Source organism: Microcoleus sp. D3_18_C2 (assembly GCF_036702395.1).
In the GTDB taxonomy this organism is placed as follows: Bacteria; Cyanobacteriota; Cyanobacteriia; order Cyanobacteriales; family Microcoleaceae; genus Microcoleus.
In genome coordinates this window covers 112022-131774 of the sequence record NZ_JAUBTG010000006.1, presented here as the reverse complement: position 1 = coordinate 131774, position 19753 = coordinate 112022, and the positions used below count along the sequence as shown (strand labels likewise).

At 44.4% G+C, this 19753-nt stretch carries 22 protein-coding genes; 18 read left to right on the top strand and 4 right to left on the bottom strand.

Features of this window, described 5'->3' with window-relative positions; all coding sequences use genetic code 11:
* The first annotated feature begins 244 nt into the window (after positions 1–244).
* From QUA88_RS06705 to QUA88_RS06675, 7 genes are all read left to right on the top strand, one after another.
* Positions 245–856: a hypothetical protein gene (locus QUA88_RS06705; RefSeq protein WP_333053763.1), complete on the top strand. Its 612-nt coding sequence runs from the start codon at positions 245–247 to the stop codon at positions 854–856.
* A 254-nt stretch (positions 857–1110) separates the two neighbouring features.
* A complete protein-coding gene (gene iscB / locus QUA88_RS06700; protein WP_333053764.1) occupies positions 1111–2382 on the top strand; it encodes an RNA-guided endonuclease IscB in 1272 nt (423 codons plus the stop codon).
* A gap of 135 nt (positions 2383–2517) precedes the next feature.
* Entirely contained in the window at positions 2518–3069 is a 552-nt protein-coding gene (locus tag QUA88_RS06695) for an SH3 domain-containing protein (RefSeq protein ID WP_333053765.1), read from the top strand.
* Between the two features lie 14 nt (positions 3070–3083).
* A complete protein-coding gene (locus QUA88_RS06690; protein WP_333211180.1) occupies positions 3084–4205 on the top strand; it encodes a hypothetical protein in 1122 nt (373 codons plus the stop codon).
* 170 nt (positions 4206–4375) lie between these two features.
* Complete coding sequence (locus QUA88_RS06685) at positions 4376–5380, top strand: mechanosensitive ion channel family protein (RefSeq protein WP_333053768.1); 1005 nt, start codon at positions 4376–4378, stop codon at positions 5378–5380.
* Entirely contained in the window at positions 5377–6702 is a 1326-nt protein-coding gene (locus QUA88_RS06680) for a DUF2254 domain-containing protein (RefSeq protein ID WP_333270908.1), read from the top strand. The genes QUA88_RS06685 and QUA88_RS06680 overlap by 4 nt, the downstream gene beginning before the upstream one ends.
* A 2-nt stretch (positions 6703–6704) precedes the next feature.
* Positions 6705–6983, top strand: coding sequence for a hypothetical protein (locus QUA88_RS06675; RefSeq protein WP_333270906.1), 279 nt, complete (start codon positions 6705–6707; stop codon positions 6981–6983).
* An 84-nt stretch (positions 6984–7067) separates the two neighbouring features.
* On the opposite strand, the gene QUA88_RS06670 is transcribed toward QUA88_RS06675, so the two are convergent.
* The 3 genes from QUA88_RS06670 to QUA88_RS06660 form a co-directional block, all read right to left on the bottom strand.
* Positions 7068–7280 carry a type II toxin-antitoxin system HicB family antitoxin gene (locus QUA88_RS06670; protein WP_333148509.1) on the bottom strand — a complete coding sequence of 71 codons (213 nt, stop codon included), beginning with the start codon at positions 7278–7280 and terminating at the stop codon, positions 7068–7070.
* Positions 7281–7510: 230 nt separating this feature from the next.
* Entirely contained in the window at positions 7511–8116 is a 606-nt protein-coding gene (locus QUA88_RS06665) for a hypothetical protein (protein ID WP_333270903.1), read from the bottom strand.
* 192 nt (positions 8117–8308) lie between these two features.
* The gene (locus QUA88_RS06660; protein WP_333270900.1) at positions 8309–8854 is read right to left on the bottom strand and encodes a hypothetical protein; all 546 of its coding nucleotides are present in this window, start codon (positions 8852–8854) and stop codon (positions 8309–8311) included.
* A gap of 193 nt (positions 8855–9047) precedes the next feature.
* On the opposite strand from QUA88_RS06660, the gene QUA88_RS06655 reads away from it, so the two are divergent.
* The 4 genes from QUA88_RS06655 (at position 9048) to QUA88_RS06640 (ending at position 12869) form a co-directional block, all read left to right on the top strand.
* On the top strand, positions 9048–10430 hold the full coding sequence (locus QUA88_RS06655; protein WP_333270897.1) for an NB-ARC domain-containing protein: 1383 nt from the start codon (positions 9048–9050) through the stop codon (positions 10428–10430).
* 164 nt (positions 10431–10594) lie between these two features.
* The gene (locus tag QUA88_RS06650) at positions 10595–10984 is read left to right on the top strand and encodes a hypothetical protein (protein WP_333053777.1); all 390 of its coding nucleotides are present in this window, start codon (positions 10595–10597) and stop codon (positions 10982–10984) included.
* Between the two features lie 76 nt (positions 10985–11060).
* Positions 11061–11846, top strand: a complete 786-nt coding sequence (xth, locus tag QUA88_RS06645) for an exodeoxyribonuclease III (RefSeq protein WP_333053778.1) — start codon at positions 11061–11063, stop codon at positions 11844–11846.
* 147 nt (positions 11847–11993) lie between these two features.
* Positions 11994–12869, top strand: a complete 876-nt coding sequence (locus QUA88_RS06640; RefSeq protein ID WP_333053779.1) for an SDR family oxidoreductase — start codon at positions 11994–11996, stop codon at positions 12867–12869.
* A gap of 75 nt (positions 12870–12944) precedes the next feature.
* Here QUA88_RS06640 and QUA88_RS06635 read toward each other — a convergent pair whose 3' ends face one another.
* On the bottom strand, positions 12945–14066 hold the full coding sequence (locus tag QUA88_RS06635) for an EAL domain-containing protein (protein WP_333053780.1): 1122 nt from the start codon (positions 14064–14066) through the stop codon (positions 12945–12947).
* 652 nt (positions 14067–14718) lie between these two features.
* Between QUA88_RS06635 and QUA88_RS06630 the strand changes: the two genes are divergently transcribed.
* From QUA88_RS06630 to QUA88_RS06600, 7 genes are all read left to right on the top strand, one after another.
* The gene (locus QUA88_RS06630; RefSeq protein ID WP_333053781.1) at positions 14719–16152 is read left to right on the top strand and encodes a hypothetical protein; all 1434 of its coding nucleotides are present in this window, start codon (positions 14719–14721) and stop codon (positions 16150–16152) included.
* A 231-nt stretch (positions 16153–16383) separates the two neighbouring features.
* Positions 16384–17256 (top strand): hypothetical protein, encoded by an 873-nt coding sequence (locus QUA88_RS06625; RefSeq protein ID WP_333053782.1) that lies wholly within the window; start codon positions 16384–16386, stop codon positions 17254–17256.
* Complete coding sequence (locus QUA88_RS06620) at positions 17253–17762, top strand: hypothetical protein (protein ID WP_333053783.1); 510 nt, start codon at positions 17253–17255, stop codon at positions 17760–17762. Before QUA88_RS06625 ends, QUA88_RS06620 begins: the two co-directional genes overlap by 4 nt.
* A complete protein-coding gene (locus QUA88_RS06615) occupies positions 17763–18026 on the top strand; it encodes a hypothetical protein (protein WP_333053785.1) in 264 nt (87 codons plus the stop codon).
* A complete protein-coding gene (locus QUA88_RS06610) occupies positions 18017–18562 on the top strand; it encodes a hypothetical protein (RefSeq protein ID WP_333053786.1) in 546 nt (181 codons plus the stop codon). The genes QUA88_RS06615 and QUA88_RS06610 overlap by 10 nt, the downstream gene beginning before the upstream one ends.
* Positions 18555–18827: a hypothetical protein gene (locus QUA88_RS06605; RefSeq protein WP_333053787.1), complete on the top strand. Its 273-nt coding sequence runs from the start codon at positions 18555–18557 to the stop codon at positions 18825–18827. Before QUA88_RS06610 ends, QUA88_RS06605 begins: the two co-directional genes overlap by 8 nt.
* 377 nt (positions 18828–19204) lie before the next feature.
* The gene (locus QUA88_RS06600; RefSeq protein ID WP_333212844.1) at positions 19205–19645 is read left to right on the top strand and encodes a hypothetical protein; all 441 of its coding nucleotides are present in this window, start codon (positions 19205–19207) and stop codon (positions 19643–19645) included.
* Positions 19646–19753: the final 108 nt, after the last annotated feature.

Below are 19753 nucleotides of genomic sequence, written 5' to 3'. Positions count from 1 at the left end.
TATCACCTTAACTATCACCTTAACTAGGGGATATCCTAGAAAATCAAGGGCATCTCTAAAGGATCTGCTGGTTTTTTTTTAAAGGAAATTTCCATTTTAGGATCGAAGTTACTACTTTTGATATTTAAAAATTTTAACTTAAAAAGATTATGCCCATCGGTAGATATTTTGGTAATGATGATTAAGTAAAATTAAATTACCTTCAAGAAAAAAAATGCTCACGTAACGCAGGGGTTAATCTTTTATGACTTATCCAGATCGATCGGGCAGTCCACTCACTGAGCCTACAATCGTCAATCCGCTGGTGGATTACCACGATCGAGTGAGGTGGGGGCCAATTTTGGCAGGAATTGCGATCGCTCTGGGTACTCAACTAATTTTAAGCGCTTTGGGAATGGCGATCGGATTAACCGCAGGTGCAACAGGCGCGGATGCAGGTTCCGTTGGTATTGGGGTCGTAATTTGGTCGATTATCAGTTTGCTGATTTCCCTTTTTTTAGGCGGTTGGGTGATGGCTCAAAGCTGCGGCCCGATGACCAAGAAAACAGCATTTTTGAATGCAGCAATTCTTTGGGGAGCTACATTAGCACTTAGTGCTTGGTTATTAGGAAGCGGGATATCGGGTGCTGTTGGCGCTGCCGCTGCTAATGCTGGAGAAATTGCCAATCAAGTACAACAACAGGGCGGCGTTAATATACCCAATCAAGCCCAGAATGTAGGCCCAAATCAAGTTCGCGATATAGCTGGTAATACAGCTAAAGCTACTTGGTCTTTTCTACTTGGCTCTTTGCTGAGTTTGGCAGCGGCAATGATGGGTGGTGCTGTTGGCGCTCGCAAACCTCGCGTTTATGCTTGATTAGCGGTCAACCACCCACCACTAATCGGAGTACCGATATAGTGGGGGCACAGAAATTGCCAAGTTGACCAGTCTAGGTGTTAAATCACTACGTTTAAGGCAAGTGTTAAAGACCTACCAGAGAATGCGTTGCTAGTTCTCTGCTCTAGAACTTAAAAGTTAAACAGGTGTAAGGGTTAAGCCAGTGCTTTTAAGATAGTTACCGACCTTAAACATTGACGAAGCTAACATTACCCCGAAAGGGAGGACTTAAAATGTCTAACTTTGTTTTTGTACTAGATACCCAAAAACGACCGCTCAATCCAATCCACCCAGGAATGGCCCGTAAATTGCTAACTAATGGCAAAGCTGCTGTTTTTAAAGGGTATCCATTCACACTAATTCTCAAGGTAGAGGTAACAGCAACCCAAAAACCAATCACTCTCAAAATAGACCCTGGCTCTCAAACCACTGGGTTCGCATTACTGCAAGGAGAAAAAGTAATCTTTGGCGCAGAACTGACTCACCGAGGTCAAGCTATTAAAGCCAGCCTTGAATCTCGTCGTTCATTACGTAGAGTCCGGAGAAATCGCCATACTCGTTATCGTCCAGCTAGATTCCTAAATAGAACTCGCCTTAAAGGTTGGCTAGCCCCAAGTTTGCAACATCGCGTTGAAACAACTATAACATGGGTGACTAAATTGATGAAAGTAGCCCCCATTGTTTCTATTGTTCAAGAACTTGTGCGGTTTGACTTACAACAATTAGAAAACCCGGAAATTTCTGGAATTGAGTACCAACAAGGCGTTTTGTGTGGCTACGAGGTTCGGGAATATTTGCTCAACAAGTGGGAGAGAAAGTGTGCTTACTGTGGTATTACAAATACACCATTACAAGTCGAACATATTCATCCCAAAGCTAAGGGTGGTTCTAATCGCATTTCTAATCTTTGCCTTGCTTGTGAAAAGTGCAATATCAAGAAAGGAACTCAAAATATAGAGCAATTCCTGTCTAAAAAGCCAGATGTTTTAAAACGGGTTTTGTCTCAAGCAAAGCGTTCTTTAAAAGATGCGACAGCCGTCAATTCAACTCGTTGGGCATTATTTAATCGGCTTAGCATGATTGGTTTGCCTGTTTCTACTGGCAGTGGTGGCTTAACAAAGTTCAATCGCACTCGATTAAGTCTAGCTAAAACTCACTGGTTAGATGCAGCTTGTGTTGGGAACGTTGAATCGCTGAAAATTTTAACAAACAAGCCGTTGTTAATTAAAGCTACTGGGCATGGGACGCGCCAAATGTGTCGTACCGATAAGTTTGGATTTCCATGTCGCTATGTTCCCCGGCTTAAGTTTGTTAAAGGTTTTCAAACTGGAGATATTGTCAAAGCAATCGTTACTTCTGGCAAGAAAGTTGGTAAATATGTTGGGCGTGTTGCCGTCAGAACAAGTGGTTCGTTTAATATTTCCGCATCAGAATTGGTGTCGGGGGTTAGCCACAAATATTGTTCAATTATTCACAGAAAGGATGGTTATTCGTATGCAGCATAAACCTTGCCCCCCTTGGACTCCCACCACGCTCCCTGAGTACAGGTGAGCGTGGGGGTCTCCAAGGGGGAAGACAGATGAACAAGCTAAAAACCTTTTCTAAGGTTTTGGCATAGAGATTTAAAAGGAGATAAAGCGATGCAACAGCAGAGTATCTGGCAAAAATATACCAGGTTAACAAGTTCGATCTTGTTAACGGCAACGGTATTAGTTGCTCCCTCGTTCGCCGCTAATACAAATCAAAAACAGATTCAAGGTGACTATCTACTAGCGCAAGCTTCAGACAACTGTCGCCAGGTTATTGCGAGGAATGGCCTTAATGTTCGGCGACAACCGACGGCTAACAGCGAAGCGGTTGGTATCATCGGTTCCGCACGAAATGTGACGATTCAAAATCTTGGTGAGAATGGCTGGGTACCAATTTCAGCCCCGCTACAAGGCTACGTATATGGTGGTTTTCTCGGAGCGTGTGAAGCCGCAACCGCCCCGCCTCCTACTGACTGCCGCCAAGTTGCAGCAGCCAGAGGAATTAATGTACATCAAGCACCTTCCACTGATGGGGAAAGGGTTGGAGTCGTCGCGAGTGGACGAAGAGTGACGATTGAAAGTATAGGAACAGATGGTTGGGTGCCGATTACAGTGCCTCTGAGAGGCTACGTCCAAGCTGAAAACCTGGCGTATTGTAGTTAATTGAAAAAACAGTGATGGATGACCAATCAAACCCCAAAAAAGAAACTAATTCACAGCAAAAACCTGGTTTGTTAAATTTCATTGCCGAGACAACAGAATCTGCACTGAATACAGGCAAAGCGGTTGTTGATACAGCAGTTGATTGGGGGGAAGCTGCTGCTAAACAAACTTATCGATTGATTGGACAAGCGACGCAAGGAACCGGAGATGCGGTAACTTATGTTGGCAATCTTCCCTTTGTTAAACAAGTGGCGGGGGTACTCAGGCTTGATTGGTTAGTTGGGGTCAGCGATCGCATCGACTTAGCCAAAGCCGAAGCTCAAGTCAATGAACTCCAACAAAAGTATCCCAATGAATATCCCAGCGAAATTGCCCATCGCATTATGGTGGAAAAAGCGATTCAAGCCGGTGGTGTCGGATTTGCTAGCAGCATTTTACCGGGTGTCGCGGCTGCACTGCTGGCGATCGATTTAGCGGCGACTACTGCGATTCAAACCGAAATGGTTTATGAAATTGCCGCCGCTTATGGGATGGATTTGCAACAGCCAGCCCGAAAAGGTGAGGTTTTGGCAATTTTTGGGTTAGCGCTCGGCGGTAGCAACGCCATGAGAGCTGGTTTGGGCTTTTTACGCAACGTACCGCTGGCTGGCGCGATGATTGGTGCGAGTACGAATGCTACGATGCTGTACGCGCTGGGATATGCGGCGCGCGAGTTTTACGAAGCCAAAGTGAGGGAAGAGACTGAAGAACCTGGAACCGAAACGCTGCAAGCGATTCAGCAACAAAGCGAGAAATATCTTGATGTGGCGATCGCCCAGCAAGCAGGAATGGATCAAATTATGGTTCACATGATTTTGGCAAGTTATCCCAACAAAAACTGGGAAGATATTCTGCCAGAATTGAAGGCATTGCAATTAAATGCCGATTCTCTCCAAAGGATTGCTGCTAACATCAAGTCCCCCAAACCATTGGGTGCATTGTTAGAGCAACTTAACCCGGACTTTGCAGTACCGCTATTAGCTCAATGCCGTCGCATTGCCGAAAATAGCGGAGAGGTTTCTGAAGCAGAACAGAGGGTGCTGGATGCGATCGCACAAAAACTCAACGGTGAAGATGTGGCTTCGATATCCACTTGAAAAAAATTGTTGGTGCGTTAGCTTTCGGCCTAACGAACCATCCCCAATATTTACTGGGGCTGTGTAAGTCCTAAATTAGTCTCACGTTAAAGTAATCTACAGCCTTAAGATAGAGTTTGACGTGGCTAATTTCACTACTATCAATAACGACTGATGCAAGAGGAACTTTTATGACAGCAGAAATATCTGGAGTCTGGGACAAGATTGAGAGCATGATCAATGACTTCATTGTCCTGCTGCCTAATATGATACTAGCGTTCCTTGTTTTCGGAATCTTTTTCTTTGTTGGGAGGTCAATTAAGAGAGCGGTCAGGCGGCTTACTCGCAACCACCGCCAATCCCGGAATTTGGGACTGGTTTTGGGAAGGTTAGCGCAGGGTATTACTGTTTTGGTTGGTCTGTTTATTGCCTTGTCGATTGTAATTCCCACATTTAGAGCAGGCGATTTGGTGCAACTGCTGGGAATTAGCGGGGTAGCGATTGGTTTTGCCTTTCGCGATATCTTACAAAACTTCCTAGCTGGTATCCTAATTCTGTTGACGGAACCGTTCCAAATCGATGACCAGATTGTGTTTAAAAACTTTGAGGGAACGGTAGAAAATATTGAAACTCGCGCTACAACAATCCGAACCTATGATGGTCGCCGGATTGTAATTCCCAATGCGGAATTGTTCACCAATTCTGTTATGGTGAATACCGCGTTTGATAAACGCCGGATGGAATACGACGTTGGTATCGGCTACGGGGATGATATTCACCGAGCCAAGGAGTTAATGATGGAAGCCATGCACAGTGTGGATGAGGTTTTGAATGACCCTGCTCCTGACGTGCTGCTGATGGAACTTGCAGGAAGTACCGTCAATATCCGCGCTCGATGGTGGATTGCTCCGCCGCGACGAATTGACGATTTGCGATCGCGCGACAAGGTACTTTCTGCGATTAAGGAAAAGCTGACTGCTAATGGCATCGACTTGCCCTTTCCTACGCAGCAAATTTTGTTTCACGACCAAACCGAAGAGACGGATGGCGATCGCAAACGTCAACGCGAAGGATGGCCCGCTGGTAATGGCGAAGTTCCCAAACCCCGCAGCATCAGCGGTTCTCTGCGACAACTAATTGAACAGCGATCGCAATCTGACGGCAACGGACAATCGCCACCCCACCACAACTCATGAAAAATGTCAAGTTAAGCAAAATTTGGGACTCGCTGCACTCTAGCTACTGGTTTATCCCAACCTTGATGGCGCTGGGGTCGATGATTTTGGCGATCGCCATGCTGACAATTGACCGCACGGGTAATATACCAAACTGGAGGTGGATTTACACGGGTGGAGCCGATGGTGCGCGAGCGGTTCTTTCATCGGTTGCCGGTTCAATGATCAGCGTTGTTGCTACAGCTTTTTCCATTACTATTGTGGCGCTTCAGTTGGCGAGCTCCAATTTTGGGCCCCGATTGCTGCGTAGTTTTATGCAGGATACGGGCAATCAAATCGTGCTTGGCACCTTCATTGCCACGTTTATTTACTGTTTACTCGTACTGCGAACCATTCATGCAGAAGGAGAAGGATACAGTCTCTTTGTACCCCAACTCTCGGTTACAGTTGGTACCGGATTGGCAATTGCCAGTATCGGCGTACTGATTTACTTTATCCATCACGCATCAACCATTATTCAAGCCTCCCATGTAATTACTCAGGTTAGTGGCGATTTAGACAAAGCTCTAGATCGTCTGTTTCCCGGAAAAATCGGAGAATGTAAACCGAACAACTCGCGAAAAGTGGGAGAAATTCCGGCAAATTTTGACTCGGAAGCAAGTCCAATTAAAGCCACTGGCGAGGGTTATTTGCAAGCAATCGATGACGAGGAATTAATGAAAATTTCCCGTCAGTACAATCTGCTTGTACGTCTTAAAACTCGACCGGGAAAGTTTATCGTCAAGGGTAGCGATGTAGCGATGGTTTTTCCGGGAAAACAGGTGAATCAAAGCCTGAACCAAAAAATTAATGATGCTTTTATTCTGGGCAAAGAACGGAATGAATATCAAGATGTAGAATTTCCCATCGATCAGTTAGTTGAAATTGCCTTGCGTGCAATTTCTCCTGGTATCAACGATCCGTTTACTGCGATTCGCTGTATCGATCGACTCAGCGCCGGATTATCCCGCCTCGCTGAAAGGGATTTTCCCTCCCCCTATCGCTACGACGATGAACATAATTTGCGCGTCATTGTTGAAGGAGTGACGTTTGAAGGCTTAGTCAATACTGCATTTAACCAAATTCGCCAATACAGCAAATCAGATGTGGCGGTAACAATTCGCTTATTGGAAGCTATAGCTTGCATCGCCACTTACACCCGCAATTCCCAACAACGAGAAGCTTTACGCCGTCACGCGGAGATGATTTTAAATAGTAGCCGCGAACAAATCTCTCAGGAGCAAGACCAGAAAGATGTCCAAGAGCAGTATCACCAAGTCATTAAAGCTTTAGGAGAGGATTAATTTTGTTGAGCAGAATTATGGTAATAGCAGCAGCTTTGCGATCGGCTCCTAATACTTTAGCTTTAACCGCGCTGAGTGGCATTGGTTTAGCGCTGACACATTTATTTTGCGGCAAGTTGCGGTTTGCCCCTATTCCTCGCAACCGCTGGCTTTCAGCAGCAAGTGGGGTTTCGGTAGCTTATGTTTTTGTGCATATTTTACCGGAATTAAATCAGCACCAAGCGGTATTAAAGCAAGTAGAATCAGGAGTTATTTCCTATTTAGAACACCACGTTTATTAAATAGCTTTGTTAGGATTGACTGTATTTTAAAGTCTAAACGCTCTAGTACGCGAATTACTTCGCTTACTTGATATTCTGGGCAACCTAGGCATAGCTAACCTCTATGCTAGTTACAAACCTGGGAGTGATTTCGTCGGGTAAAGGACACTCTTCGAGATAGAGCCTTGTAGCTTCTTTGAGATTAGCGATCGCTTGTTCTATGGTTTCGCCTTGGTCAATTGTGCCGACTTCTGGACATTCGGCGATGTACATATCTTCTTCTTTGTAAATGATGACTGTGAAGCTTTTAGTTTTCATTATATTTTTGCTTTCAGCATCAGAGGTTGCTTAGTTTCTATTTCCTAGTTTATCTTGGATGTATTTTTTTTGCAAGTACAGGGGAAGAGGCGCGATCGCGCTTTTTGACAAATTGGGATGTAAGGGCGATCGCCTTTCCATAAAAACAGTCTTTTGATTAAGTAATCATCAGGTTAGCTTTAACAGTGAGAAATTTCTCTATATAGCTATGATAGGAAATTTTGTTTTTTTTAGCTCCAATATCTTAATGCTTTATCGTATGCTTTTATTACTATTTCAGACTTGCTATGTAGCGAAAATTGATGGGTATAGCACTCACATGAAAAAATATAATTAATACCGTAACCTTCTCGTAGGTCTTTGGCAATCCCTAATTTTCCGCATTCACGGCAGGTAGCCCAATAATGGTTCTCTGAGTGATATATCCAATCTCCTTGAACAGGATCTGTGATATAGAAAAAAAGAACTGAGTATACCTCGGCACCCCCTGGAACAAAGGCATTTGAGTATTCCCAGTCTTCAGAAATAGGCCAAGCGAATCCACCCTGGTCTAAGTATACTCGGTCGCCAGTTTCATAAGCTAATTGTGAACATTTGCACTCTGCTTCCTCTTCGCGTGCAATTTTTGCATTAGGCTTAATCTCGACCCATAAAGCTAAATCAACTATCCAAAAATCAGGTGTATATTGCTTTCCATCTGAAAGCAGAAACGTCTGTGGTTCGTACTTCCATTCCACTCCTAGCTCATCCCAGAAGACTGCCCATTGAGCCTCCAACCTGGATCTGAATCTAACTCCCTTGTACATAGTTGGTGTTGCTTCTATATCTCTAGCCATCTTGTCTTCCCCTTAGTATTCTATAGGACTGCTATTTTCTATCCTGTCTCCATTGAACTAATTTCCCTAAAGAGAGGGTAGTTTTCCATACTACAATTAGTTCATAACTTCCCAAATTAGTTCAGTTAGCTTTACGCTATTGAGATGATAACATCTAAAATGACAATAATCGCAATCAGGTTTACCAGTACCTTATCGATCACAAATTAGACTATCACCACCTTTTGCATAGCACTCTTGTATCATTTTTTGCCTTTGGTTCTCAAGTTGTTCACCCCTTCGCATTTCATCTTCAAATGTCCAACCTTGTGAATTTTCCAAGGAAATAATTCCCGAATCAATAGCCCCCCATCCAATAATTCCCATCAATATTATTCCAAATATAAAAACAAAACCAGCTCCTGAATCTTTGGGGTCATTTGAAATCATCCATAACATTAAGACTAAATGACCTAAAATACCTGATGATAAACCTCCATAAGGGACAAAAATTAGAAAGAAGTTTAGAGCTATATAAGCTATGCAAACCTTTACTAAAACCTTATATTTTTTAGGCTGTTGAGATAATGGATCTGAATATTTTAAGGGATCTTTATTACTTACTAGGCAGTTAAGCAAGTAAAAAAATAAAAAAAATCCCAGGATCCCTACTATCATTCCGACTAAAAGATACCCAACCATTACATATTCTAAACCAGGGAAACCTGAAACTATCCACTTACCAAGCGCTCTTTCCATAAGTATTTTTAATTTATGATTAGCCTAAATTATTTCCTAAACGCTAAAGTTTGTCAAGCCATATAAAGTCATATTTAGTAGCAACTTTATCTTAATAGCCTGGTCATAAAAAGTCACATTTAGGTGGTCAAGTTTGAAAAAGTTATGTCTAGTTGGGTTACAATTAGCTCAAACACTACCATCTGACTCACCAATGGACGTTGAAGAGGCCTTAGAATTTGTTGACCATCTAGCTTTGACTACTACGGGAAAACACTTAGATAGTCTGCAAAAAGCTATACTACGCGGCACTTGGAACAATCAGAAATATAAGGAAATTGCACAGCATCACAACCGTTCAGAGAAATATGTTAAAGAAGTTGGTTTCAAATTATGGAAACTTCTATCAGTTGCATTAGGCGAGGAACAAGTATGTAAAGCAAATTTTAGAGCAAAGCTGGAAAATTTACGAGTTGGAAATATCTCGCTTTTTGGCAACGGCTGTATTCATATTGGTAACATCTCTGCTGATAGTTCGCAATCCTCAAAAAATTTACAACCTGAACCTCAATATAACGATAAGTTTAACGAACCAACAAGCAATGCTAAACCAAAAGTATGTCAAGACTTAGGCGACGCACCAGAACCCAACCTATTCTATAACCGCACATCCGAACTCACCACCCTCGAAAACTGGATTTTAGGCCGCACCCGCGTCATCACTATTTTAGGCTTATCCGGTATTGGCAAAACCGCCCTTACCCTCCAACTAATCCCACAAATTCAACACGAATTCGATCGCATCATCTGGCGAAGTCTCCGCAATTCTCCACCCCTAGCATCACTCCAAACTGATTTAATTAAATTCCTGTCCCAGCAGCAAGAATCCGCATCACCTTCACTTATCGAATGCTTTAGATCGCACCGTTGTCTCATCATCCTCGATGATGTGCAAACCATCTTCAGCAGCGGACAACTCGCAGGAAATTACCAACCTGGATATGAAAATTACGGCGCATTCTTCAAACAAATAACAGAATCATCCCACAACAGTTGCTTAATCCTCCTGAGTTGGGAAAAACCCAGAGAAATCGCCGCATTAGAAGGCGAAAACCGCCCCTGCAAATCTCTGCAACTCAACGGTTTAGGCCCGGAAGCACAAGAAATATTCAGAGAAAAAGGATTAGCAGAACCGGAGAAATGGTCAGAATTAATCGACCTTTACCGAGGCAATCCCTTATGGTTAAATATAGTTGCCACTTTGATTCAAGACTTATTCGGCGGTAGCGTTTCCGAATTCCTCTCCTATGATACCCTATTCTTAGGTGACTTAGAATCACTCCTAGACCAGCAGTGCGATCGCCTAACCGCATCCGAACAACAGGCGATCGCATGGCTAGCCAATACCCCCGAACCAGCCGACATCTCAAAAATACCAGAAAACCTGCAATTATCACCGCCCGAACTCTTGAAAGTCATGCAATCTTTAGGACGACGGTCATTAGTTGAAACGGTAAAACAAAATGGGCGATCGCACTTTACGATCGGGCCAGTAATCAGAGAGTATATAATCAACAAAACCCGACACAAAAACTGATAAACTTATCAATTTTAGTCGTGGAGGCAGAAACCGGGTTTTTTACGAAAATACTGCATACCTGCCTAGAATTTGGTAAAAAACCCGGTTTCTTTGATATTGATGCGTAAGTCTTGAATCTGCATTTACTTAGCAATTACTGACCCCACTCACGGAGTTTTACAATGGCTACAGCAACATTATTAAGTCACGAAATAGCAGAAGGTCAAAGACTAATAGACGCTCTAAATGCAGCAAATCTATCAGTTGACTCTGCTCTCTGGAACTACGCACCAGAACCAGAAAGATGGCGGCTGATGCTCACCTCACCTCTGTACGATAGCGAAGGGCCTCTTAAAACTTATGGGGAAATTCTGTCAGTCTTTCGCGAAGTTAAACCTGAATTGAAAATCGATTGGACAGCACTTGTAGCAGTAAGCCCAAAACATGACTTAATTGAGGGCTTACGTCAGATACAACAAGATTGGAATTTAGACTTATCAGGCAGAAGAATGACGAATGATCGGATTAATCAGACGTGGGTCGAAGATGCTTACATTTATCAAATCAAGTGAGTTGACACGGCAAAAAATAGCTTAAAATAGGTGTGATCGCTCTCCCTCTCACCTAACCTTTAGGATTACTATATTAATGAAAATCGCCACCTGGAACGTCAACTCAATCCGCACCCGCATAGAACACGTTACTAGCTGGTTGCAAACCAACTCCCCAGACGTTCTCTGCCTCCAAGAAACCAAAGTTACAGACAAAGACTTCCCCCTAGAACCCTTCACCAACCTCGGCTACAACTGCTACATTTCCGGTCAAAAATCCTACAACGGCGTTGCCATTTTTAGCCGATCGCCCCTAACGCAAATCACCACCGGATTTGCCCCCATTCTCGGCGACGAAACCACAGGTATTTTTGACGAACAAAAACGCCTCATAGCGGGGATTATAGACGATATTTGCATTATTTGCGTATACGTTCCCAACGGTTCCGAAGTCGGCAGCGAGAAATATGAGTACAAGCTAAAGTGGCTCAAACTGCTGCAAGAATACCTCAAAATAGCACTAGATAAATCCCCCAACTTGTGCATTTGCGGCGACTTCAACATCGTCCCGGACGATCGAGATATCCACAATCCCAAAGCCAATGCTAACTCCGTCGGCTTGTCTGTTGCCGAGCGCCTCGCACTAACAGAAATCATAGAATTAGGATTAAACGACCCCTTTCGCAAATTCACATCAGAAGGCGGTCATTATAGCTGGTGGGACTACCGCGCCGCCGCATTTCCCCGCAACAACGGCTGGAGAATCGACCACCATTATCTCAGCCCTCCCCTGTACGAACAAGCAAAAAACTGTACAATAGACATTGCTCCCAGAAAATTAATCAAACCCAGCGACCACGCCCCCGTAATTGTCGAAATTTGATTTATGAGTTATAAATAAAACTAAGGCAAAAGAAACCGGGTTTCTACCATAAATCTTAGGTTGAGCAACGATAAATTTAAGAAACCCGGTTTCTCGATCCTATGCGTAACTCCCGATCCAGTTAATAACAACCAACAACCAAAAATCATGTTCTTAGTAACCGGAGCAACAGGCGCACTAGGCCGCCGAATTGTACGAGAAATCAGACAGCAAGAAAAGCCTGTCCGCGCATTCGTTCGCCTCGCATCTCGCTACTCTGAACTAGAAAACCGAGGCGCTGAGATTTTTATTGGCGACTTGAAACAAGACAAAGATATTAAAAAAGCCTGCCAAGGAGTGCAGTACATCATCAGCAGCCACGGCACCGGGGGCGACGTTCAAGCAGTACACTACCGCGCTAACATAGAATTGATCGACTGTGCCAAAGAAGCCGGAGTGCAGCACTTTGTCTTTCTTTCGGTACTGGGAGTCGATCGAGGATACGAAGATTCCGCAGTATTCAAAGCCAAGCGAGAAGTAGAAAAATACCTGCAAAACAGTGGATTGAATTATACAATCTTGCGGCCTGCCGGTTTTGCTTCCAGCTTGTTACCCCTAGCAGAAAGATTTCGAGAAACCGGACTTTACCTGCTGATTGGCGACGGCAAAAACCGCACCTCTGTTGTCAGTACCGACGACTTAGCTCATATTGCCGCAAACTCGCCAACAGTCGAAGGCGCACGCAACCAAATTCTGCGAGTCGGTGGCCCGGATGTGCTGACAAGGGATGACATTCCCCGCATTTTCGGACGATTATTCAAGCGCGAACCGATGGTAATCAACCCGCCACTGGTTGTGTTTGACGGTTTGAGAAATGCCTTGGGTTTATTGAATCCTCAAGCTCAAAAAGACTTAGGAACTTTGCGGGTATTGCTGGGTAATGAGTATTTCTGTACTCCCGAAGAAGTGCAAAACTTGGAATCAATCTACAGCATGAAAATGGAATCCTTAGAAAGCTTTTTGCGGCGCAATTTGAGCGTTTAAAGTGCTAGTAATTCTCGTTACCAGGCTCTGCCTGGTAATGAGCAAATGTAACGCAAAATCGCACCTGAAAACCATTTAAGCAGAAATAGGTAGTGGTTGAGCACCAATATAGCTTGTAAGTGCGATCGGCGGAGAAGTCGGCTTAGCAATCAAATAACCTTGAACAAAAGTTGCTCCCCGTTCCCGCACCCACTCAAACTCCTCCAAAGTTTCCACACCTTCAGCAACAGTTTTAATCTCTAATTTAGACGCAATTTCTAACATCTTTTCAGTAATTAGGGCCTTATAATAATCTTGATCGACGTTGCGAATTAATTGCATATCCAACTTAATAAAATCTGGACGCAATTGGTGCATCAAATTTAAATTAGAAGAACCGCTGCCAAAATCGTCTAGGGCAATTAAAAATCCCGCCTCTCGGTAAAACCTCAGAATATTAATCAAGTGATCGATATCGGGGGGGTGCTGAGATTCCGCTACTTCAAAAACAATATTGCTGTGAGGAATTCCCGCTTCATCAATAGCCTGTACAGTCATTCGCAGGCACGTAGCGGGATCGTAAACTGAAGTCGGAGAAAAATTAATAAAAAGTAATTCTTTGAGCTCGTACACATGGGCTTCCCGGATAGCGCGAGTCCGGGCTAAAGCATCTAGTTGAAAAATTATGCCTGCTGATTCTGCTTGGGCAAAAATCCGACCCGGATAAATTAAGTTTCCTTGCTCGTCAATTCCTCGGAGTAGGGCTTCATGAGCAAAAATTTTAGAAGTATCTGAAGTATAAACAATGGGCTGAAAATGCGTAGTAATTCGTTCTTCGGACAATAAATCTAACAGCCAATCAGACTTGCTGAAATTAATAAAAGAGTCTAAGGAAGTGCTGCGATAAAAATCGCTAAATTTAGGCTGTTCAACTTCCCGCATCCACAAAACTTTAGTCTCTTTCAACTCTTGACTTGTCAGCACCGATGATGCTAGTGCGCTAAAATTTTCTCTCGCTATTCCCTCAAGCATAACGTACAAACACTTGCTCTCTTCTAAAAGCTTGAATTCAAGTTTAGCCTTGGTTAGTGCAGAAATAACCTTTTTGAGCGTGTGCGATACTGGAAACCACAGGTATAGACCTCCGCTGCCCTCTATTTTTGCGGGTACTGTTTCGCAGCGAGAGCAGGAGCCGAAGGCTTTGCCACTTATTTGCATTGGAATATCCTCCGGTTTTCGGGTTAATTTTAGACCCGCTAAGAACTATCTTTTATTATAAGCTCATTCAGCTATTAATTCATCTATCTCAAGATGTAAATCTTAATTAACTTGTATTTAAGAATTATTGCAGTATTTATACTTGCCTCCGGTTTCAAACCTTGCTCAAAGTTCTCAGCATTGAGTAAGTACCTGCGATCGAACACAGTCCCAAATCATCACAGAGGGAGAAGGCAAAGACTTGTTCTCTACTCTCTACTGCTGCTCTGATTGTTTACGTTTTATTCTATAATTCCGTCTGCCAAAACAGTCGCTAGAGTTGATTTTTTGGCAAAGGAAAATTAACCCGCCCGTGAAGCGCAGCTATCCCGTAGGGAATCGCCCGATTCTTTAATTTATCCCAACCAGAAATATACACAGCCGGACGATCGCCCAAAACAAACTCACTTGCTGGAGCATATCCAATTTAATTTTATAATCGGGATGACAGGATTTGAATTAAGCTCTCGGAACTATTCTACCACTTTCCGCCATCCTAGCCCATTTTTTCGCTCAATCTAGGCAACCTGTTTTGCATCTGAGCGAAAACTGAGCAGCTTGCTGTATTCTTTACACAGTAGGCGACTTAGCACTATGGAGGATTGAGCGAAAGATGAGCGAAAAATCTAATTCAGTCACACTCAGCACATCTGCTGACTACCTTATTGGGTATGAGCGGATTTTGGACTACTTCAAGCAAGCACAGAAAGAATGCCCCAAAGGGGTAGGACTAAAGAAGGACAGTAAGGCTAAGGGGTCTTACATCACCCTTCAGTTCAGACTAGGTGACAAGCGGGTCAATAAAACCTGTGGGTGCTACCTCACAATGCAGGGCATCACCGATGCCTTAAATAAAGCTCACTTGGTTGCTACCGCCCTAGAGTCGTTCTCTAGTGAGACTCAGTTTTTAAGCTGGTATGATGATGTTATTTTGCAAAAAAACATCATCAAAAATGACTTAATAACGTTTGGCGAGGCAATTACAAAAGTAGAGAAAGAATACTGGGATGGACGCACTAAACGCCGCCAACAGCGTGACAGAAGCAATATTAGTCAGCAGCGTTCTTGGAATGTAGTTTACGGCCACTATTACAGACTGTTGCCACAAAACACGGTTGTCAATTTGGCAGATATTCTGTTGGCAGTTAACAGCAAAAAAAAAGGAACTAAATGTTTCAAGAACTGCTTGTGCGCTATGCGTAAGCTCGCCGAAACGATTCAAAACACTGACTTACTCAGTCGCCTTAAAGAAGTTGATGGTACGCAGACAGAGTTTAGACAAGACCTTCAATCTATATCGGTTGATGAATTCTTGAAACTTCGGGAGGAAATTTTAACAATTCCTGATGACAAACGATACCATTTAGAATCACGCAAGCGGTGGATGTGGGTGCTGTCAATGCAAGTGGTGTATGGCTTTCGGGTTCACGAGGTCTTTGCTGTTCAGAACATCGACAAACCATTTACAGCAAAGGATGGCGTTATTATCCCGGCACTGATTGAGCCAAACAATATAAAAATGATTGCTGTAGTGGGTGATAAAACGTTGTTAGACACCACAACCAAAACTGGCTACAGATTGTGTGTGCCGATGCTTCCTCCTACCCATCCCGATTTGGTAAAACGCTTAGAACTCAAAGCAGGACAATTGCCGGAGATTCATTCAGTTTCAGATAATCCAAATACCATTGGTAAGGCTTACGCTAGGAGAGCGCGTCAATTTTTAACCAGACTAAACAAAGGTCTATCACAAACTCACGCACTGCGTCATTTAGCTAACCTTAATGGTCAAATGGGAGGGATGTCTCAGGAGACGAGAGCTAAAAGTTTAGGGCATTCAACACAGATGAATGAAGGGATTTATAAGAGACGAGCTAACACTGAAACAACAATTAACCTGTTGACTCAATCTACAAAGGAAACTATTCCTCTAGGTAGCGCAATTGGGGTGCTCAAACGGATAGGAAGTAACACACAATGTGTTGATTTGTTAGCTGCTATTTACGGCCTTACATCCGACAAAGTGATGGAGTTGCTTGCCGAATAATTTGAAACAAAACTTTACAGTCCCTGTGTTGACAAGGAAGTGTAAGTCTGCAATCGTGAGTAACTAAGGAAGATTGTTGCGCGGTTGACGAGCACTTGCAATGCTAGCCAAACCACGACTTCCCCAAACCGTAGAGTTAGTACGTTTGGAGCCTATAAATTATGCCACTTTCAGCCGATTGTCCTAACGGACGATCGCAACTCTTAATGATTGAGTTGGCGGGGTTTTGTCATGACTAAACCTACCGTCAGCTACCGTCGCATTGACCAATTAAAGGCGATCGCCTTTGACCGTGGCTTCACCAATGAAGACGCCAGACAGTTTGGGAAACTCAGCAAAACTGCTACATGGGAAGCGCTGCTAGAACTGTACCTGGTTGACGGTGAATCGCTTGACACAGTGCTAGACGTACCACTAGACACAGTTCTAGGAAGTGTAGACGCAGTGCCTGAACTGCTTGACACAGCGACTGTAGACACTGTAGACGCAGTGCTAGACATACCACTAGACACAGGTGAAACAGTCGCAAACAGTCGCAAGCAGTCCGACTGCTTGTATACCTTGACTGCACCACTAGACACAGTTCTAGGAAGTGTAGACGCAGTGCCTGAACTGCTTGACACAGCGACTGTAGACACTGTAGACGCAGTGCTAGACATACCACTAGACACAGGTGAAACAGTCGCAAACAGTCGCAAGCAGTCCGACTGCTTGTATACCTTGACTGCACCACTAGACACAGTTCTAGGAAGTGTAGACGCAGTGCCTGAACTGCTTGACACAGTACCCGAAGTTATACAAACAGTCGCAAGTAGTCGCAAGCAGTTCGACTGCTTGTATACCTTGACTGCACCACTAGACACAGTTCTAGAAAGTGTAGACACCCTAGATTGGACTAACGACGGTTCGTTCCCTGTGTGCGGTTTCACCCGCCAGAATTCCACCAGCTTTTTAGACTGGGTTGACCTTGGGCAACTCATCGCACTCATACTCGCATCGACGGGAGTGTTTGTGCTGGCTATGTCTATGTGGCGTCAAATCAATCCCCTGAATTTATTTCCCTCCCCAGTTCGCATCAACATTCAAATCGGGACAAAATTATGAGCTTACAACTACGCCTATTCGGCGGCAATTCTGATGCTGGAAAACTCACTGCCAGCAACGACGGCGGACACGCAATCGACAAATCCAAAGTTTTGGCAAGCACCGACGCAAGTGTTATCACACCGCTAAATCCTGGTAACTTTTCCAGCATCCGTAGTGTTCCAGTTGTGCCAGCACCGCGCTACTTCACCAAAGAAGAAGCGGACGCCATGAAGGATTTAGCAAAGGAGAAAACAGACGGTGCAAAACAGTCTAAACGCGCCTATGAAGCACTGGCAAAAGTTGAAGAAGCCGATGCTAAAGTTCACCGGCATCACCGCAAATATGAGGGTGTTGTGGCAGATAATGAACTGGGCAAAAAACGCTCAGACACTCGACTGGCTAAGCACTTGCACAGTTTGCGTCCCGGCTATGCCCGCCTAGGACTAGGTATCGACAAAGCTGACAGCGATGCTCGGACTCGCATTGATGAAATCAAGGCAAAACTCACAGGAGGGACTAACTAAATGAAAGCGATGTATCTGGCAAATTACTTCCTTGCCGGATGCGTCGCTTTCACCCTTCTGGGGTGGATAGCGAGTCTGCATCCGATGGCAATGAAAGCAGTCCTATTCTTGTTAGCAGCGATGGCAATTGCGTGGGGGCTGAGCTGGTTGCTGGACTATTCCCTGAGCAAACTACTTAAGATTACAGTTGCTGATTTGCAAGCAGTTCTCATCGGCGGTCTGGCGATGTTGCTGATTGGTTTGGGGGTGTTTCTATGCAGCTAAAACTGTTTGTGTTGAGTGCGTCCTCTGTCGTGCTGTGGTTGGTTCCACTAGCAGCACTAGACAAAAAGCTAGACATTCACAAAGCACTGCAAGGTGTCAGCTTGTGTGCTGCAATTGCTTGTGCAGTTTCTGCTGGCAACATCGCCCGTCAATTAGCAGACGAGGGAGAGATTGAGGAATTGAAACTGAGGGCAATCAAGGCAGATGTAGAGGATGAAATCAGCACCAGCGTCTACGTTTCACAGCAACAAAGACAGCAGGAAGCTGAACTTATCCTGACTTCCCCTGGTGTTGACGTGGAAGCCAGCCGTCAAGCACTGGAAGCTATATACAGCAGTGACTTACAGGAAACCGCTTCCCCTTCCGACTCTCCTGATTACCCTATATACTTGGAAGTTTGTAAGTCGATGGAAGCGGGTAAGTCTGTGACTTGGATTGTTGAGAATGTACTCAAAATGGGGGGACGTAAATTCTCAGAAGGCAAGGTCAAATTGCAAAATCTACTCAATCAGTTTGAGGGGAAAAGTAATGACTAAACAGCCAAACATCCCAACCACAGCAGCCCTAAGATTGACTGGTACCAAGTCAGAAATAGAGTTAGTTTTGGCAGTTCTGCGAGGCAAGGACTTCTTTTGGAAAACTAACGGCAAGTTCTACCCGCAACGGGGGGAGGACAATCAGTACGCTTACTACCTCAATGACCTGCAATTGCCTCAGCTTGGGGTAGCAGTCCCGGCAACACCAGGGGAACCACAACCTCGACCGTGGGATGCAGTTTTAGGTGGTCAGGGCGATAGGTAGTAGCCGAACAAATTCATCGGTGTAAGGTTTTGCCGAACCCTAGGGCTCGGCAAAATATTTTACTTCTCAAAGCTAGACTAGAAGAGACTTTGACGCTACTAGGTATACGCACAACCCTAGGGTTGGTTCGTTGCACTATCACCTATGAACTTAATCTTTTACCCCCAACTGGGAACTCGCAGCAAGCGGGCCCTTACCCGCCGCACTCGGCAAACTCATAAGGGCTCGCAGTCTCACACTTACCGACCCAAGGGAACTCTACTAACTAGACTTGCCCGTGAATCTGGAATGACTATCAACCAGGTACACTCTCAGCTCCAGAAAGAGCGGGAATATCTCTTAAGCCAGGACTCTCTATCCCTGTAAAATTGGTTCTCATGAACAAGTGGTTGATTCGACAAATCCGCCCATCAACTAGAAATATGGCTCCGCAATCGGCAGCCGCACTTGTTCGCATGATTGAATCCCGAACGCGAGGGGCAAAGACTAGGCAAGAAGCGATAGAGAAAGTAGCAGAGCTTGTACAGGACACCATTAATGCCTTCCGGAAGCGAGGACTCTCTGAAGAGCGTATTGTTGCCCGAATAGAAATAATTGTTACCTTTGCAAGCAATTGGATTGACCTTACCTTCGCCCTACTGCTAGCTTCCTTCAGCCCTGCAATACTTCTGCTAATTTGTCTAGCATCAACCCTAGACAACAATCTAGTACCTGAACGCCGGGACTTTACCTTTGAAGAGATAAAGCAAAGTCTCCTAGACCGACATTGGCCGCCACAGAGACAGCGTTGTGATTTCGTAGCTGCGTCCGCTTACTAAAGTTTGCGGAGCGGTACCTCCTATGCTCTAAATTTTCAGCAAATTCTAGACACCAAAAAACCGCTGCCTTCAATTGGTACCTGAGCGCAACGGTTTTGAGGATTCATC

What these genes read in the sequence shown, in the direction of transcription:
- QUA88_RS06705 (WP_333053763.1), top strand. Translation starts at nt 245, where the DNA reads ATGACTTATCCAGATCGATCGGGCAGTCCACTCACTGAGCCTACAATC.
- iscB (WP_333053764.1), top strand. Translation starts at nt 1,111, where the DNA reads ATGTCTAACTTTGTTTTTGTACTAGATACCCAAAAACGACCGCTCAAT.
- QUA88_RS06695 (WP_333053765.1), top strand. Translation starts at nt 2,518, where the DNA reads ATGCAACAGCAGAGTATCTGGCAAAAATATACCAGGTTAACAAGTTCG.
- QUA88_RS06690 (WP_333211180.1), top strand. Translation starts at nt 3,084, where the DNA reads ATGGATGACCAATCAAACCCCAAAAAAGAAACTAATTCACAGCAAAAA.
- QUA88_RS06685 (WP_333053768.1), top strand. Translation starts at nt 4,376, where the DNA reads ATGACAGCAGAAATATCTGGAGTCTGGGACAAGATTGAGAGCATGATC.
- QUA88_RS06680 (WP_333270908.1), top strand. Translation starts at nt 5,377, where the DNA reads ATGAAAAATGTCAAGTTAAGCAAAATTTGGGACTCGCTGCACTCTAGC.
- QUA88_RS06670 (WP_333148509.1), bottom strand. Translation starts at nt 7,280, where the DNA reads ATGAAAACTAAAAGCTTCACAGTCATCATTTACAAAGAAGAAGATATG.
- QUA88_RS06665 (WP_333270903.1), bottom strand. Translation starts at nt 8,116, where the DNA reads ATGGCTAGAGATATAGAAGCAACACCAACTATGTACAAGGGAGTTAGA.
- QUA88_RS06660 (WP_333270900.1), bottom strand. Translation starts at nt 8,854, where the DNA reads ATGGAAAGAGCGCTTGGTAAGTGGATAGTTTCAGGTTTCCCTGGTTTA.
- QUA88_RS06655 (WP_333270897.1), top strand. Translation starts at nt 9,048, where the DNA reads ATGGACGTTGAAGAGGCCTTAGAATTTGTTGACCATCTAGCTTTGACT.
- QUA88_RS06650 (WP_333053777.1), top strand. Translation starts at nt 10,595, where the DNA reads ATGGCTACAGCAACATTATTAAGTCACGAAATAGCAGAAGGTCAAAGA.
- xth (WP_333053778.1), top strand. Translation starts at nt 11,061, where the DNA reads ATGAAAATCGCCACCTGGAACGTCAACTCAATCCGCACCCGCATAGAA.
- QUA88_RS06640 (WP_333053779.1), top strand. Translation starts at nt 11,994, where the DNA reads ATGTTCTTAGTAACCGGAGCAACAGGCGCACTAGGCCGCCGAATTGTA.
- QUA88_RS06635 (WP_333053780.1), bottom strand. Translation starts at nt 14,066, where the DNA reads ATGCAAATAAGTGGCAAAGCCTTCGGCTCCTGCTCTCGCTGCGAAACA.
- QUA88_RS06630 (WP_333053781.1), top strand. Translation starts at nt 14,719, where the DNA reads ATGAGCGAAAAATCTAATTCAGTCACACTCAGCACATCTGCTGACTAC.
- QUA88_RS06625 (WP_333053782.1), top strand. Translation starts at nt 16,384, where the DNA reads ATGACTAAACCTACCGTCAGCTACCGTCGCATTGACCAATTAAAGGCG.
- QUA88_RS06620 (WP_333053783.1), top strand. Translation starts at nt 17,253, where the DNA reads ATGAGCTTACAACTACGCCTATTCGGCGGCAATTCTGATGCTGGAAAA.
- QUA88_RS06615 (WP_333053785.1), top strand. Translation starts at nt 17,763, where the DNA reads ATGAAAGCGATGTATCTGGCAAATTACTTCCTTGCCGGATGCGTCGCT.
- QUA88_RS06610 (WP_333053786.1), top strand. Translation starts at nt 18,017, where the DNA reads ATGCAGCTAAAACTGTTTGTGTTGAGTGCGTCCTCTGTCGTGCTGTGG.
- QUA88_RS06605 (WP_333053787.1), top strand. Translation starts at nt 18,555, where the DNA reads ATGACTAAACAGCCAAACATCCCAACCACAGCAGCCCTAAGATTGACT.
- QUA88_RS06600 (WP_333212844.1), top strand. Translation starts at nt 19,205, where the DNA reads ATGAACAAGTGGTTGATTCGACAAATCCGCCCATCAACTAGAAATATG.